We start from the raw sequence: 15402 nt of genomic DNA, 5'->3' as shown, positions 1-15402 counted from the left end.
GTCGCTGGGATCCGGGTTGCGCGCGCCATCAGCGGAACCTCAGCACGAGCTCGCGGGATTTCCGCCCGCAGTAGCGGGCCGGATCGGGCTGACCGCTGACCACGACCGTGTAGCCGCCGCCACGCAGCCGCTCGCGCAGGCGCAGGTCGAGCTGACGGCGCCCGGCGAGCCGCGGGACGCTCGTGCTGCCGATCCGGCGGCCGCCGAAGGTGTAGACCGCCGCGTAGACGTCGCGGATCGGACCGGCCGTCGCCTCGACCGGGATCGACAGGAAGCCCTCGTAGTCGCGCGCGCGACCACCCGGGCGGCGCAGCACCCGCAGCGGCAGGCGGGTCGCGTAGCGACCCGAGGCGGTCTTCCGCACGCCGCGGCGCAGCGCGTAGGCGGCACCGGCGAACGGCCGCGGCGCGTTCACCGAGTACGAGCCCGCGATCACGACCGGCCCCGGCCCGGCGAACCCGGTGGCGTTGCCGACCGACCAGCCCAGCCGGTCCCCGGGACGAGCGCCGTCGACGCGGTACCCGCGCGCGGGCTGCAGCCGGGAGAGGTAGACGGGCGCGCGGCCGAACTTGCCGTACACGACGTAGGCCGAGCCCGAGCCGCCGCGACAGTTGTTGTCCGCGTCGTAGGCGCCGACGACCACGTCGGCCAGCCCGTCGGCGTTCGCGTCCCCCGCGCCCGCCACCGCGGCGCCCGCCGCGTCGCCCGCCGCCGCACCCAGGATCGAGAACCCCGCCGTCCCGAGCGCGCGGGCGTCGAGGCGCAGCCGGGCGGTCTGCCCGTAGACGACGGTCGCCCGGCCGGCGCTGCGGCGCGTGCCGACGGCGGCCCCCGGACTGCCCAGGATCGCGTCGGCGCGGCGGTCCCCGTTCATGTCGCCGAGCCCCGCGACCGCCTGGCCGAGGCGGGCGCCGGTCGACGCGCCGTCGACGCGATAGCCGAGCGACGGGGTGAGCAGGCTGAGGCTGAGGACCGACCGCTCGTCGCGTCCGAAGACGACGTAGGCGCTGCCGCTGTCGACCCGGTCGTTGCGGTCGGCGGTCGGCGCCCCGAGCAGGAGGTCCCCGGTGCCGTCGCCGTTCACGTCCCCGGCGTCGGCGACGCTCGCCCCGACCCGCTCGGAGGTGACCGAGCCGTCGAGCTGGCGGACGTCGCCCGGGGCGGCGGCGAGGTCCACGGGGACGCCGCGCCGGGCGCGCCGGCCCGTGACGAGGTAGGCGGAGCCGGTGCGCGTGTTCGCGGTCGTGGCGCCGGGCACGCGGCTGTCCGCGTCGGGCGCGCCGAGCAGCACGTCGGGCACCGCGTCGCCGGTGGCGTCCGCGGTCAGCGCGGCGCTGCGGCCGGTGTGGTCCTGCGGCGAGCGACCGCCGATCACGTCGTAGGCGTCCAGTGGGGCGTTCGCGAGGTCGACCGCGCCGTTGCGCGGCCCCCCGTAGACGACGTAGGCGACGCCGGCCTCGCGACGACCGAGGAACGTGGCGTTCGGCGCGCCGACGACGATGTCGCCGAAGCCGTCCCCGTCGAGATCCCGTCCGCCCGCCACCGCGGTGCCGAACCGCTCGCCGGCGGCGATGCCGTCGATCCGGAACCCACCACCGCGCGTCTCGAGGAAGTGGAGGTCGACGCCGTCGAACGGGCGCCGCCCGTAGACGACGTAGACCGAGCCGCTGTCGCGCCGGCGGTTGTAGTCGGCGTACGGGGCGCCGAGCACGAGGTCGCCGACCCCGTCGCCGTTGACGTCACCGGCGGGGGCGACGGTGTACGCGGCGCTGTCGCCGCGGTCTCCGACGAGGCGCAGCGCGTCGCCGTCGGGGCGCGCGAGATCGACGCCCACCGGGACGGCGACGGCGTCCGCGGGCGCGCCGAGTCCTGCGGCGAGCGCGACGGGAACGGCGAGATGGCGTGTCCTGCCCCAGGGCACGGACGGAAGACTGCCCGGAGCGACGGCCGCCTTCATCGTCCGATCGGACGATCATCCGGTCGGACACCCGTGGCCGACCGGACGACGGCGCCCGGACCGGCTGCGCGGCCACTGGCACGACGAACGCCCCGGCGGACCGGGGCGTTCGGGACGGCTCGGGTGGCGCGCAACGGCTACGCGCCGAGGATCTCCATCGCGATCTTCGCGACCTGCGTCGGGGTGCGGCCGACCTGGACGCCGACGGCTTCCAGCGCCTCGGCCTTCGCGGCGGCGGTGCCGGCCGAGCCGGACACGATCGCGCCCGCGTGGCCCATCTGCTTGCCGGCCGGGGCGGTGAAGCCCGCGATGTAGCCGACGACGGGCTTGGAGACGTTCGCCTTGATGTACTCGGCGGCCTCCTCCTCGGCGGAGCCGCCGATCTCGCCGGACATGACGATCAGCTCGGTCTGGTCGTCCTGCTCGAACAGCTCGATGATGTCGATGAACGACGAGCCGGGGACCGGGTCGCCGCCGATGCCGACGATCGAGGAGTTGCCGAAGCCGGCCTGGGCGAGCTCGTTGCCGATCTGGTAGGTCAGCGTGCCCGAGCGCGACACGACGCCGACGTTGCCCTCCTTGAAGAACGACGCCGGGATGATGCCGACGTTCGCCTTGCCCGGCGACAGCAGGCCGGGGCAGTTCGGGCCGATCAGCCGCGTGCCCGGGTGCTTGGCCTTGACCGTGTTGTAGAGCTTGAGCTCGTCGTGCGCCGGGATGCCCTCGGTGATGATCACCACGAGCTCGACGCCGGCCTCGGCGGCCTCCAGCGCGGACGCGGCCGCGAACGGCGGCGGCACGAAGATCATCGCCGTGTTGGCGCCGGTCTCGGCGACCGTGTCGGCCCAGTTCGCGAAGACCGGGATGCCCTCGACGTTCTCGCCGGCCTTCTTCGGGTTGATGCCGCCGACGACGTTCGTGCCGTAGGCGCGGTTGTTCAGCGTGTGGAACGAGCCCTCACGGCCGGTGATGCCGGCGACGGCGAGCTTCGTGTCGTTGTCGATCAGGATGGACATCAGGCGTTCCCCTTCGCGGCGGCGACGACCTGCTCGGCCGCCCCGTCCATCGTCGTCGCGGCCTGCACGTTGGGCAGTGCGGCCTCCTCCAGGATCTTGCGGCCCGCGACGTCGTTCGTGCCGTCCAGGCGCACGACGAACGGCACGGTCGGCTTCAGCGCCTCGAACGCGCCGACGAGGCCCTTGGCGACCTCGTCGCAGCGGGTGATGCCGCCGAAGATGTTCAGCAGGACCGCCTTGACGTTCTCGTTGGCGAGGATCAGCTCGATCGCCTTCTGGACCGTCTCGGCGTCCGATCCGCCACCGGCGTCGAGGAAGTTCGCGGGCTTGCCGCCGTACTGCGCGACGACGTCCAGCGTCGACATGACCAGCCCGGCGCCGTTGCCCATGATCCCGATGTCGCCGTCGAGCTTGACGTAGGTGACGCCCTGCTCCTTGGCCTTCAGCTCGATCGGGTCGGCGTTGGCCGAGTCGCCGAGGTCGGCGTTCTCCGGGTGCCGGAACAGCGCGTTGCCGTCGAGCGTGACCTTCGCGTCGAGCGCCTTGACCTTGCGGTCCGGCGTGATGATCAGCGGGTTGATCTCGGTGAGGCTCGCGTCCTCCTCGATCCAGACCTCGTAGAGCGCGACGAGCGCGTCGGCGACGCCGTCGATGACGTCCTCGGCGGCCCCGCCCTTGGTGGCGATGTCGAGCGCCTGCTCCTTCGTCAGCCCGACGAGCGGGTCGACGTTCTGCTTGATGAGCTTCTCGGGCGTCTCCTCGGCGACCTGCTCGATGTCGACGCCGCCCTCGACGCTGAACATGACGAGGGGCTTCTTCGCCGAGCGGTCGAGCAGGATCGACGCGTAGTACTCGGTGTCGATGTCCGAGGCGTACTCGATCCACAGGGTCCGCACGATGTGGCCCTTGATGTCGAGGCCGAGGATGTTGGTCGCGTGCTCACGCGCCTCCTCCTCGTTGGCGGCGAGCTTGACGCCGCCGGCCTTGCCGCGTCCGCCGATGAGCACCTGCGCCTTGACGACGACCGGGTACCCGATCTCGTTCGCGGCGGCGACGGCGTCGTCGACGGTGGTGACAGCCTTGCCGTCGGACACCGCGAGCCCGTGCCGACCGAAGAGCTGCTTGCCCTGATATTCGAGGAGGTCCATAGCGCGGGCGATGCTATAGGCCGCGGTTGCCCGGCGCGGTGCGCCGCCGCGGGCGACCCCACCCGGACGGCGGGACGGCCCGGCGAAATGGCACAATGCCCCGCCTATGGCACTCCCAGCGAAGATCCAGTGGGTCACCTTCGACGTCTACGGCACGCTGATCGACTGGGAGAAGGGGATCTACGACGCCTTCCGCAAGGAGGCGGCGCGCGACGGGTTCACGATCGACGACCCGAGCGAGATCATCCCGCTGTTCCACGAGATCTCCCGCGAGGTCGAGGGCGGCTCCTACGAGCTGTACGCCGAGGTCCTGCGCCGCACCGCGGTCGAGATCGCCAAGCGGATCGGCTGGCCGCTGGAGCCGTCGCGCTCCGGCTTCCTCCCGGACTCCGTCCAGCGCTGGGCGGCGTTCAAGGAGACGAACACGCAGCTCAACAAGTTCCGCAAGAAGTTCGAGACCGGCCTGATCTCCAACGTCGACGACAAGCTCCTCGGCCAGACCCGGCGCCACATCCCGGGCGACTTCGACCTCGTCGTCACCGCCCAGCAGGTCCGCTCCTACAAGCCCGACCCGGCGCACTTCACCGAGTTCGCGCGGCGCATCGGCGGCAAGAAGGGGTGGGTGCACATCGGCTGCAGCCACTACCACGACATCGAGCCGTGCCTGAAGGCGAAGGTCCCGGTCATCTGGGTCAACCGCAACAAGGAGGTCCTCGAGTCGGGGCAGAAGAAGCCCACGGCCGAGGTCAAGACCCTCCTCGAGGCGGCCAAGCTCCTCGGCGCCTAGGCGCGCCGCGGAACCGTGCGCGTCGTCGCGCTGCACGCGGACGTCCTCGTCGCCACCTCGGCGGCGTGGCAGACCACGTGCACCATCGTCCGGTCCGGCGACGAGGCGTTCGTCGTCGACTCCCCCGTCTTCCCGACCGAGCTCGAGCTGCTCCCGACGCTCGTGCAGCAGGCCGGGTTCCCGCTCAGCGGCCTGCTCGCCACGCACGCCGACTGGGACCACCTGCTCGCGCGGCTCGCGTTCCCCGACGCGCCCCTCGGCGTCGCGGAGACGACCGCGGCGCGCCTGCGGGCCGAGCCCGGGGATGCGGCGCGGCGCCTGCGCGCCTTCGACGACGAGCACTACGTGGAGCGCGCCGGCACCCTGCGCCTGGGGGACGTGCAGGCGCTCCCCGTCCCCGGGCACCTCGACATCGGCGAGCAGGCGCTCGAGCTGCACCCGACCGGCGGGCACACCGCCGACGGTATGGCGGTGTGGATCCCGTGGGCGCGCGTGCTCGTCTGCGGCGACCACGTGTCCCCCTGCGAGATCCCGATGCTCTCGCCCGGCGGCTCGGTGTCGGAGTACCGGGCGACCCTGCGACGGCTCGCGCCGCTGGCCGAGCAGGCCGACCACGTCGTGCCTGGGCACGGGGCCGTCCTCGACGCGCAGCGCGCGCTCGCGATCCTGCGCGAGGACGACGCGTACCTGGCGGCGCTGGAGCGCGACCCCGCGGGCAGCGCCTCGGCCCTGCCGATCGCGCGGCGCTCCCCCGAGCAGAAGAAGATCCACGAGCGCAACGTCGCGCTCGTCACCGGCGCGTGATCCACCACGTCGGCCTCGAGGTCCCGACGGCGTCGGCCGACGCCGAGGTCGCGTTCTGGGCGCTGCTGGGCTTCCGCGAGGTCACGCCGCCGGACCCGTCGCTGGCCGAGCGGTCGCGGTGGGTGCAGTCCCGCGACGGCTCCCAGATCCACCTGCTCACCGTCGCGGCGCCCGTCGTCCCGGTGACCGGGCACGTCGCCGTCGTCGCGGCCGCCTACGACGACACCGTCGCCGCCCTGCGCGCCGCCGGCCACGAGGCCGCGCCGCGGCGCGAGTACTGGGACGCCCCCCGCACCCAGGTGCGCTCCCCGGCGGGCCACCTCGTCGAGCTGACCGCGCGGCCGCCCGGGTAGGGCGGCCGCCCGGCGGGTGGCGGGGCCGCGGCGCGGCGGGCGGGCGCGTGCCGACCCTGCAGGCGGAGCCGGGGCCAGGCGCGTGGTCACCCTGGCGACGGGTGAACGGACATTTCCAGCCCTCCTGGGGGCGGGAGATGGACAGGCAGCGCCGCGCGGCGCGCGCGCTGACGGGGCGGGCACCGCGCGACCCTGATCGCGCGGCGTTTCAGGACCACGCCCGGACTGTCCATCTCCAGCCCCTCTAGGGTCTGGAAATGTCCGTTCACACGCACCAGGGTGGCGATGAGGCGCAGGGTGGCGGCCCTGGGCCGCTCGGGGTGCACGAGGTGGCGCTGTACACGCGGGACCTGCCCGCCGCGGTCGCCTTCTACCGCGACGTGATCGGGCTGCGGGTCGTCGTCGCGCCCAACGACACCTACGCGGCGCTGCGCGTCGGCGCCAGCGGGTCGGTCCTGCTGCTGTTCGACCCCGACCGCACCACGGCGGCCGGCCGGTTCGTGCCGCCGCACGGCGCCGACGGGGACGGGCACGTCGCGTTCACCGTGGACGAGGACGGCCTCGCCGCCGCGCGACGGCGGTTCGCCGCCGCGGGCATCGAGGTCGAGGCCGAGATCACCTGGCCGCTCGGCGGCCGGTCCGTCTACGTGCGCGATCCGGCGGGCACGTCGGTCGAGCTCGTCGTCGGCGCCATCTGGCCGGACTGACGCCGGCCGCTGCCCAGCGCCTGCGCCAGCGCGCGGCCCGCGACCCGACCGCTGAACAGGCAGCCACCGAGGAAGGTGCCCTCCAGCGCCCGGTAGCCGTGCATGCCGCCACCGCCGAAGCCGGCCACCTCGCCCGCCGCGTACAGGCCCGGCAGCGGCTCGCCGTCCGGGCGCAGGACGCGCGCGTCGAGGTCGGTCTCCAGGCCGCCCAGCGACTTGCGCGTGAGGATCGACAGACGCACCGCGACCAGCGGACCCGCCTCCGGGTCGAGGATGCGGTGCGGTGCCGCGACGCGCGTGATCTTGTCGGCGAAGTACTGGCGCGCCCCGTGGATCGCCGTGACCTGACCGTCCTTCGCGTACGCGTTGGTGATCTCGCGGTCGCGCGCGACGATCTGGCGCTCGAGCTCGTCGTGGTCGAGCAGGTCCTCGCCGGTCAGCGCGTTCATCCGCGCGACGAGCGTCCGCAGGTCGCGCTCGACGATGAAGTCCTCGCCCTTGTCCATGAACGCCTGCACCGGGGACGGCGGGCCGCTCGCCAGCCGCTCCTTGAACACGGCGCGCAGGCTCTTGGACGTCGTGTCCGGGTTCTGCTCGGAGCCCGACAGCGCGAACTCCTTCTCGATGATCTTCTTCGTCAGGACGAACCACGTGTAGTCGTGGCCCGTGCGCATGATGTGGTCGAGCGTGCCGAGCGTGTCGAAGCCCGGGTACAGCGGCCCGGGGAGCCGGCGGCCGGTCGCGTCGAACCACATCGAGGACGGGCCCGGGATGATCCGGATCGCGTGGCGCGGCCAGATCGGATCCCAGTTGTGGATGCCCTCGACGTAGTGCCACATGCGGTCGCCGTTGATCTCGCTGGCGCCCGCCTCACGCGCGACGCCGAGCATCAGGCCGTCGACGTGCGCCGGGACGCCGCTGAGCATCCGCTCCGGTGCCTGCCCCAGGCGCGCGGGCCAGTTGCGGCGCACGAGCTCGTGGTTGCCGCCGATGCCGCCGGTGGTGACGACGACCGCGTCCGCCTCGAGCGCGAAGTCGCCGACGACGTCCCGGGAGCTCTCCTCCCCGCGACCCACGGACGACGGCGCGAGCACCTCGCCCGTGACCCCGGTCACGGCGCCGTCGGTGACGGTCAGGCCGGTGACGCGGTGACGGAAGCGCAGCTGCACGAGGCCGCGCGCGACCGCCTCGCGGACCCGCCGCTCGAACGGCGCGACGACGCCCGGGCCGGTTCCCCAGGTGATGTGGAAGCGCGGGACCGAGTTGCCGTGGCCGTCGGCGTGGTAGCCGCCGCGCTCGGGCCAGCCGGGGTTCGGGAGCCAGCGCATGCCCTGCTGGTGCAGCCACGAGCGCTTCTCGCCCGCGGCGAAGTGCACGTACGCCTCCGCCCACGCGCGCGGCCAGCGGTCCTCCTCGCGGTCGAAGCCGGCGGTGCCCATCCAGTCCTGGAGCGCGAGCTCGACGGAGTCCTTGACGCGGCAGCGGCGCTGCTCGGGGCTGTCGACGAACATCAGGCCGCCGAGCGACCAGAAGGCCTGACCGCCGAAGGAGGCCTCGGGCTCCTGATCGACGAGGATGACGCGGCGGCCCGCGTCGGCGAGCTCGGCGGTGGCGACGAGGCCGGCGAGGCCGGAGCCGACGACGACGACGTCGGCCTTCGTGGAGGGCGAGGAGGAGGTCACGCCCTAAATATACGCAAACGTTCAGCTGACAGGGCAGGGCGCGATCGCGGCGACGGCCGCCGCGAGCCCACCGTCGAGCTCGCGGCCCTTGGGCAGGAAGCCGGCGGCGCCGCGGGCCACCGCCTCGTCGGCGATCCCGGGATCGGTCCGGCCGCTGAGCACGAGCACCGGCGCATCCACCCCGCCGTCCCGCAGCCGCGCGACCGCGTCGAGGCCGCCGCCGTCCGGCAGGCTCAGGTCCAGCAGCACGCACCCGGGCTCCCACGGCCCGGCGGCGAGGGCCGCGGCGAGCGTCGTGGCGGTGCGGGTCTGCACCACTCCGGGGTGCGCCTCCTCGAGCAGCAGCCCGGCGAGACGCCCGTAGGCGGGATCGTCGTCGACGATCAGGACACGGAGGGCGGCGTCGGTCATCCCGGCCACCATCGACCGATTTCCGGGACGACCGTGCCGGACATCCGTCCGCCGCGATGGCGGATCAGCTACCGGCGGCGAGGATCTGCGCGGCGACGTGGCAGCTGTTGTTGGCGCCGTCGTTGACCACGTACGCCGAGGAGAGCGTGAAGGTCGCCGGCGCCGGACCCGCGCCGCCGTCCCCCGCGACCGGCTGCAGGCTGATCGTCCCGGTGAGCATGCCGTTGGGCGGCAGCGTCACCCGGATCGGGTCCGCGGGCCCGGTCGACAGCAGCTGCTGGTGGCTGCCGGTCGTGCCCTCGAAGCGCTGCAGGCCCAGCGCCGTGCGCTGGTCGCCCCGGGCGGGCGTGAGCTGCAGGACCTGCTCGGCGTCGGTGCAGACGACGTCGACCCGGCCGACCGAGGGCAGCGTCGCCGACGCGCTCTCCCGGCCCGCGAAGCGGTTCTGCGTCCAGTTGACGGTCAGCGACCGCGCGACCTCGACCGCGGCCGGGCCCTGCGGCCCCTGCGCGCCCGGCGCGCCCTGCGGGCCGACGAGCCCGGTGGCGCCGCGCGGGCCGGTCCGTCCGCGCAGGCCCCGGGGACCGCGCGGGCCGCGCGGGCCGCGCCGCGAGCTCGTCTTCTTCTTCGTCGCGGCGGCGGACGCGGTCGGCCGCTCCGAGCCCGAGGAGGACGACGACGAGGACGAGCCCCCCGTGACCGCGCCCGAGACCGCGCCGACGGCGAGCACGCCGAGGACGGCGCTGAGGACGGTGGCGAGCAGGAGCGTGCGGCGGGACGTCATGGTCACCTCTCGGTGGTGAAGGAGCCGGCGACGTAGCAGCGGTCGCCGAACTGGTCGCCGAAGCGCCAGTGGAAGGTCAGGTGGAAGGCGGTCGGGGCCGGGCCCGCCCCCCCCGGGCCGGAGCGGTCGCCGTGGCTGGCGATGATCCCCCGGTAGGCGCCGTCGCCCCGGAGCGCGCCGGCGGTGAGGTTGAAGCCCTCGTTGACCTCCTCGCCCGTGAACTGGGTGAGGAGGCCACGCTTGACGTCGAAGACGCTCTGGCCGTCGGAGCGGTCGAAGACCTTCGCGGTCCACAGGGCGACGTCGTTGCGCTGGTCGTAGCGGCGGAAGGTGATCATCTGCGCGTCGCGCGAGCAGATCACCTGGCCCTGCCCGATGCCCGGCGCCGTGAAGGTCGCGCGGTCGCGGCCGGTGGACTGGCCGTTCTGCCAGTTGATCGAGATCGGCTGCAGCACGATCGCATCGCGCCCCGCGGGCCCCTGCGCGCCGCCGACACCGGTCTCCCCGGTCGCCCCGCGCGCGCCCTGCGGGCCGCGCCGGCCCGTCAGGCCGCGCAGGCCCCGTGGGCCCTTCGGCCCGCGCCCCGCGGCAGGCTTCTTCGCCGCCGCGGCCGTCGCGGTCGGCGTGGTGTCCGGCCCCGATCCGGGCAGGTCCGCGTCGAGCGCGAGCGCCGCGCCGGCGGCGAGCGCGAAGCTCGCGCCGCAGGCGGCGCCGAGGGTCAGCAGGCGATGGGGGACGGTCGGGCGGGGCACGCGTGGGCTCGAACACCACTGTCGGCACAACGGTGCGGTGAGTCAAGCACGAACCCGGCGGCGTGCCGATGGGCGCTCGGAAAGCCCCATCCGTAGAGTGCGAGACATGGCTGACACGATCTCCTTCGCCCGCGGCGCCCCGTCCCTCGACATCGTCGACATCGAGGGCCTGAAGGCCGCGGCCGCCCAGGCGTTCACCGAGGACCCGGCGGGCACCACCGGCTACGGCACGTCGATCGGCTACGTGCCGCTGCGCGCGTGGATCGCCGAGCGTCACGGCGTGGCGCCCGAGAACGTGCTCGTCACGAACGGCTCGATGCAGGCCGACGCCTTCCTGTTCGACGAGCTCGTCGAGTCCGGCAAGCCGGTGATCGTCGAGAAGCCGACCTACGACCGCACGCTGCTGTCGCTGAAGGGGCGCGGCGCGGAGGTCCACATGGTCTCCCTGCAGCCCGACGGCATCGACACCGACGAGCTCGCGCAGCTGCTCGAGTCCGGGGTCCGCCCGACGCTCGCGCACATCATCCCGAACTTCCAGAACCCCGCCGGCTACACGCTGTCGCTGGCGAAGCGGCAGGCGCTGCTCGCGCTGGCCAAGCAGTACGGCTTCACGATCTTCGAGGACGACCCGTACGTGGCGATCCGCTTCCGCGGCGAGTCGCTGGAGACGATGCTCGACCTCGACGGCGGCGCCGACACGCAGAACGTCGTCTACGCCTCCTCGTTCTCCAAGACGGTGTGCCCGGGCATCCGCGTCGGCTACCTCGTCGGGCCCAAGGACGTCATCGCCGCGATCGCCAAGCGGGCGACGAACACGTACATCTCGCCGAACCAGGTCGCGCAGTCGATCGTCCACAAGTTCTGCGTCAGCGGCGGGCTCGACCGCTCGATCGCCACCGTCAAGGCGGCGCTCGAGGAGCGCGTCGACCTGCTGACGGCCGCGCTCGCGCGCGAGCTGCCGGAGGCGGAGTTCGTCGCGCCGGACGGCGGCTACTTCATGTGGGTGTCGCTGCCGGAGGGCACCGACGTCGACCGGCTGTTCGACGCGGCCAACGAGCGCGGCGTCGCGTTCGTGAAGGGCACGGACTTCCTGCTCGAGGGCGGACAGAACACGCTGCGGCTCGCCTACTCGGGCGTGACGGCCGATCAGATCGACGAGGGCATCAAGCGCCTCGCCGACGCCTACCGCTCGCTGTAGCCCCGGGGCTACCGCCGGACCCGCACGGTGGCGCTCGTCGCGACCACCGTGCGGCCCGCCGCGTCACGGCCGGTGATCCGCACGCTGATCCGCCGGCCGCGGTCGCGGCGCGTCACCCGGTAGGAGGAGCGCGTCGCGCCCCGGATCGTCGCGCCGTCGCGACGCCAGCGGTACGTGGTGCGGGTCGCGCCACGCAGCCCGGTCCGGGCCCGCAGGAGCGCGCCGACGCGGGTCGTCCCGCGGCTGGCGCCCGTGATCGCGGGGCGACGGGTGAAGCTCACCGAGGTGGTGGTCCCACCGCCGGAGCCCGTGCCGCCACCCGTGCCGGTGCCACCGCCCGAGCCCGTGCCGCCGCCCCCGCCGCCCGTGCCGCCGCCCGTGCCCTGGGCCCGGAACGCCGACACGCGCCAGCTGATCGGGGTGGGCGCGCCGTCGACGGTGGCGCCGCCCACGGTGACCTCGAGGACGTGGTCGCCCGTCCGCGCGGTCGGCGGGACGGCGACCTGCCAGGAGAGCGTGCGCCCGCTGCCGTAGCCCGGTCCCTTGTCGCGGATGCCGCTGACGGTGAGCGGCGCGCCGTCGAGCGTCACGGTCACGGTGGCGGCGGACAGGTCGACGGTCTGGCCGTCGCCGCCGACGGCGACCGTCCAGTCGGCGAACACCCACTCCCAGGGCGTCCACCCCGCGGGCGGCCAGGCGACGAGCGTGCCGGGCGCGACCGGGGCGCTGGGGCCGAACACCCAGAGGGCGTTCGTCGGCGGGCCGCTGCCGTCGCGCGCACCGGTGGACCCGGTGCCGAAGGTCGTGGCGGCCGGGTTGAGCACCCAGCGGCGGTGCCCGAGCGAGGCGACGCCCTCGTCGTCGACGTAGCCGACCATCGCGGCCGGCCCGGCGAGGCCGAGGAAGAGGTTGCTGGAGGCGGCGCCCTCGCGGCCCTCGGCCGAGGAGCAGGGCCAGGCCGGGCCCGGGTCGTGGCTGAGGTCGGACGCGGCGCGCATCATCAGCGCGGCGGCGAGCGCCTTGCGGTTGTACTCGTCGGAGAGCGTGACCGGCGGGACGCCGGCGAACGAGCGCAGCGTGTTGATCGTGCGGAGCGTCGCCGCGCGCGAGGCGTCGCTCTCGGTCCCGGGGTCGCAGCCGCCGACGGCCCCGGTCCAGCCCGCGGGGACGGCGGCGTCGACCTGGGCGGCCTGCCAGGCCGCCAGCGCGCTCGCGCGGTCGGCCGGCGCGGCGGTCGCGGCGGTGGGCGCGGCGAGGAGCAGGGCGGCGCCGAGCAGGGCCGGCGGGAGGAGGCGACGCGGCATGGTCGCGCGACGCTAGCAGCGGCGCGCCAGGCCGACGACCCCACCCCGTTATGATCGAAAACCCGATCGGCATTCCCCCTTTGATGAAGGAGATCCCCGCATGCCCACGCTGACCATCGGCGACACCGCCCCCGACTTCCAGGCCGACACCACCGACGGCCCGATCAGCTTCTACGACTGGGCCGGCGACGGCTGGACGGTCCTGTTCTCGCACCCGCGCGCGTTCACGCCGGTGTGCACGACCGAGCTCGGCTACATGGCCTCGATCAAGGGCGAGTTCGACAAGCGCGGCGTGAAGATCCTCGCGATCTCGACCGACCCGGTCGAGGGCTCCTCCGAGTGGAGCAAGGACATCGAGGAGACCCAGGGCAGCGCGGTCAACTACCCGATCATCGCCGACGTCGACCACGCCGTCGCGAAGGCCTACGGCATGCTCCCCGCGGACGTCGACGGCGACCCGACCGCCCGCACCCCCGCCCAGAACGCGACGCTGCGCAACGTCTTCGTCGTCGGGCCGGACCGCAAGATCAAGCTCGTCCTCATCTACCCGATGACCACGGGCCGCAACTTCGACGAGGTCCTGCGCGTCGTCGACTCGCTGCTGCTGACCGCCAACCACCAGGTCGCGACGCCCGCCCAGTGGCAGCCCGGCCAGGACGTGATCATCGCCGGCTCGGTGAGCAACGACGCCGCGAAGGAGAAGTACCCGGAGGGCTGGGACGAGCCCAAGCCGTACATCCGCATCGTCAAGGACCCGACCGCGGCCTGACGCTGCGCCGGCCGTTCGCCCAGGTCGACGTCTTCGGCACCGCGCCGGGGACGGGCAACCCGGTCGCCGTCGTCCTCGACGCGACCGGGCTGTCGACCGCGGAGATGCAGGCGTTCGCCCGCTGGACGAACCTCTCCGAGACGACGTTCGTGCTGCCGCCCACCCCGGGCTCGGGCGCCGACTACGCGGTGCGGATCTTCACGCCCGGCGGCGAGCTGCCGTTCGCGGGACACCCGACGCTCGGCACCTGCCACGCGTGGCTCGACGGCCGGTCGGCGGAGCGCGTGATGCAGGAGTGCGCCGCGGGCCCGGTGCAGCTGCGCCGCACGGCGGGCGGGCTGCTCGCGTTCGCGGCACCGCCGCTGGTCCGCGACGGCCCCGTCGACGCGGAGGATCTCGCGCACGTGCTCGAGGCCTGCGGCCTGTCGGCCGACCGGGTGGTCGCCGCCCGCTGGGTCGACAACGGGCCGGGCTGGCTGGGCGTGCTGCTGCGCAGCGCCGAGGACGTCCTCGCGGTCCGGCGCCCGCACGCGCTGGCGCTGAAGCTCGGGCTGGCCGCGGTGACCGCGCCAGGGGCGGGGCACGAGCTCGAGGTCCGCGCGTTCTTCCCCGAGGACGGGACGGTCGCGGAGGACCCGGTGACCGGGTCGCTGAACGCGTCGCTCGGGCAGTGGCTGCTCGGTGACGGCCTGCTCGCCGAGCCGTACGTCGCCCGTCAGGGCACCGCGATCGGCCGCGACGGCCGCGTCCACGTGTCCGCTGCCGACGGCGACGTCTGGGTCGCGGGCGCAACGACCACGGTCGTCACCGGGCACGTCGCGCTCTGAGCCGCCACGGACGCCCACGGTCGCGCAGCCGGTGCCGGCGACCGCCGTACGTCTCCCCCCACCAGGCGCGCGCTTCGCACGGCGGTCGCGGGCGCACGGCCCGGGGTGGGACCTCCGGCGCGGACCGTCAGGGGCGCCCGGACGCCCCGGAGGTCACATGCCCCACTTGTCCTTGGCGAGGACGAGCTGGTCGGGCAGCGCGGTGCGCGAGGGCGGGCTGGGGTCGGCGGTGACGCTGATCGTCTCGGCGACGGAGGGGGTGACCGAGCAGCGGCGGCCGTCGGCGGCGAGGACGACGACGGCGTCCTCGTCCTTGCTGTCGAGCGTGCCGGTGAGGCCGGGTTCCAGGCCGGACTCCTTGAGGTAGTGCAGGAGGTCCTCGGCCTCGTTCTCGAAGCGGATGATCTCGACGCTGGCGCCGAGCTCGACGTCGGCGAGCGGGACGGCCTCGCCGCGCTGCCCGACCTCGATCGGGTGGCCGTGCGGGCAGGTGGTGGCGTCGCCGATGGCGCGGCGCATGTACGCCTCGAACCGGGGGCTCATGGCGTGCTCGAGCCGCTCGGCCTCCTCGTGCACGTCGTCCCAGGGGACGCCGACGACGTCGGTGAGGTAGCGCTCGATGAGCCGGTGGCGGCTGACGATGCCCTCGGCGTGCTCCTGGCCGGTGGAGGTGAAGGCGATGACCTTGTCGGGGCCGCGCTCGATGTAGCCGTCACGCTCGAGGCGGCCGATCATCTCGTGGACGGTCGGGGCGGAGAGCTGCATGGCGCGGGCGACGTTGGCGCCCGTCATCGGCAGGCCCACCTCGTGGAGCCAGAACAGGGTCTGGAGGTACTCCTCCTCGGCGACGGTGGCGTGCGGAGCGCTCATGGCCTCGATCGTAGCGTCCGATCCACCGGTGTC

At 74.1% G+C, this 15402-nt stretch carries 16 protein-coding genes; 7 read left to right on the top strand and 9 right to left on the bottom strand.

The window, feature by feature from the left end:
• Positions 1 to 28: 28 nt before the first annotated feature.
• From C7Y72_RS09130 to sucC, 3 genes are all read right to left on the bottom strand, one after another.
• Entirely contained in the window at positions 29 to 1921 is a 1893-nt protein-coding gene (locus tag C7Y72_RS09130) for an integrin alpha (RefSeq protein WP_158276744.1), read from the bottom strand.
• Positions 1922 to 2094: 173 nt separating this feature from the next.
• Complete coding sequence (gene sucD, locus C7Y72_RS09125) at positions 2095 to 2973, bottom strand: succinate--CoA ligase subunit alpha (RefSeq protein WP_107568443.1); 879 nt, start codon at positions 2971 to 2973, stop codon at positions 2095 to 2097.
• Positions 2973 to 4121: an ADP-forming succinate--CoA ligase subunit beta gene (sucC, locus tag C7Y72_RS09120; RefSeq protein WP_107568442.1), complete on the bottom strand. Its 1149-nt coding sequence runs from the start codon at positions 4119 to 4121 to the stop codon at positions 2973 to 2975. The genes sucD and sucC overlap by 1 nt, the downstream gene beginning before the upstream one ends.
• Positions 4122 to 4227: 106 nt before the next feature.
• Here sucC and C7Y72_RS09115 point away from each other — a divergent pair, with 106 nt between their 5' ends.
• The 4 genes from C7Y72_RS09115 (at position 4228) to C7Y72_RS09100 (ending at position 6772) form a co-directional block, all read left to right on the top strand.
• On the top strand, positions 4228 to 4908 hold the full coding sequence (locus C7Y72_RS09115) for an HAD-IA family hydrolase (RefSeq protein ID WP_107568441.1): 681 nt from the start codon (positions 4228 to 4230) through the stop codon (positions 4906 to 4908).
• A gap of 15 nt (positions 4909 to 4923) precedes the next feature.
• Positions 4924 to 5712 carry an MBL fold metallo-hydrolase gene (locus C7Y72_RS09110; RefSeq protein WP_107568440.1) on the top strand — a complete coding sequence of 263 codons (789 nt, stop codon included), beginning with the start codon at positions 4924 to 4926 and terminating at the stop codon, positions 5710 to 5712.
• Complete coding sequence (locus C7Y72_RS09105) at positions 5709 to 6065, top strand: VOC family protein (RefSeq protein ID WP_107568439.1); 357 nt, start codon at positions 5709 to 5711, stop codon at positions 6063 to 6065. Before C7Y72_RS09110 ends, C7Y72_RS09105 begins: the two co-directional genes overlap by 4 nt.
• 257 nt (positions 6066 to 6322) lie before the next feature.
• Positions 6323 to 6772, top strand: a complete 450-nt coding sequence (locus C7Y72_RS09100) for a VOC family protein (protein ID WP_107568438.1) — start codon at positions 6323 to 6325, stop codon at positions 6770 to 6772.
• On the opposite strand, the gene C7Y72_RS09095 is transcribed toward C7Y72_RS09100, so the two are convergent.
• The 4 genes from C7Y72_RS09095 to C7Y72_RS09080 form a co-directional block, all read right to left on the bottom strand.
• Positions 6709 to 8454: an FAD-binding dehydrogenase gene (locus C7Y72_RS09095; protein ID WP_107568437.1), complete on the bottom strand. Its 1746-nt coding sequence runs from the start codon at positions 8452 to 8454 to the stop codon at positions 6709 to 6711. The genes C7Y72_RS09100 and C7Y72_RS09095 overlap by 64 nt on opposite strands.
• Before the next feature lie 21 nt (positions 8455 to 8475).
• Positions 8476 to 8865 (bottom strand): response regulator, encoded by a 390-nt coding sequence (locus C7Y72_RS09090; protein ID WP_158276743.1) that lies wholly within the window; start codon positions 8863 to 8865, stop codon positions 8476 to 8478.
• Between the two features lie 64 nt (positions 8866 to 8929).
• Positions 8930 to 9649: a hypothetical protein gene (locus C7Y72_RS09085; RefSeq protein WP_107568435.1), complete on the bottom strand. Its 720-nt coding sequence runs from the start codon at positions 9647 to 9649 to the stop codon at positions 8930 to 8932.
• Between the two features lie 2 nt (positions 9650 to 9651).
• Positions 9652 to 10401, bottom strand: coding sequence for a collagen-like protein (locus tag C7Y72_RS09080; protein ID WP_107568434.1), 750 nt, complete (start codon positions 10399 to 10401; stop codon positions 9652 to 9654).
• 106 nt (positions 10402 to 10507) lie between these two features.
• Here C7Y72_RS09080 and C7Y72_RS09075 point away from each other — a divergent pair, with 106 nt between their 5' ends.
• Positions 10508 to 11599: an aminotransferase-like domain-containing protein gene (locus C7Y72_RS09075; RefSeq protein ID WP_107568433.1), complete on the top strand. Its 1092-nt coding sequence runs from the start codon at positions 10508 to 10510 to the stop codon at positions 11597 to 11599.
• Between the two features lie 8 nt (positions 11600 to 11607).
• On the opposite strand, the gene C7Y72_RS23200 is transcribed toward C7Y72_RS09075, so the two are convergent.
• On the bottom strand, positions 11608 to 12903 hold the full coding sequence (locus C7Y72_RS23200) for a CAP domain-containing protein (protein ID WP_158276742.1): 1296 nt from the start codon (positions 12901 to 12903) through the stop codon (positions 11608 to 11610).
• A 100-nt stretch (positions 12904 to 13003) separates the two neighbouring features.
• Between C7Y72_RS23200 and C7Y72_RS09055 the strand changes: the two genes are divergently transcribed.
• Positions 13004 to 13672 (top strand): peroxiredoxin, encoded by a 669-nt coding sequence (locus C7Y72_RS09055; protein ID WP_107568432.1) that lies wholly within the window; start codon positions 13004 to 13006, stop codon positions 13670 to 13672.
• A gap of 2 nt (positions 13673 to 13674) precedes the next feature.
• The gene (locus C7Y72_RS09050) at positions 13675 to 14499 is read left to right on the top strand and encodes a PhzF family phenazine biosynthesis protein (protein WP_107569727.1); all 825 of its coding nucleotides are present in this window, start codon (positions 13675 to 13677) and stop codon (positions 14497 to 14499) included.
• Between the two features lie 153 nt (positions 14500 to 14652).
• Here C7Y72_RS09050 and C7Y72_RS09045 read toward each other — a convergent pair whose 3' ends face one another.
• Positions 14653 to 15369 (bottom strand): metal-dependent transcriptional regulator, encoded by a 717-nt coding sequence (locus C7Y72_RS09045; protein WP_107568431.1) that lies wholly within the window; start codon positions 15367 to 15369, stop codon positions 14653 to 14655.
• Between the last annotated feature and the right edge of the window lie 33 nt (positions 15370 to 15402).

It is taken from the genome of Paraconexibacter algicola (genome assembly GCF_003044185.1).
GTDB lineage: Bacteria > Actinomycetota > Thermoleophilia > Solirubrobacterales > Solirubrobacteraceae > Paraconexibacter > Paraconexibacter algicola.
The sequence above is the reverse complement of the archived record's forward strand: the minus strand, read 5'-3'. Positions and strand labels throughout refer to the sequence as shown.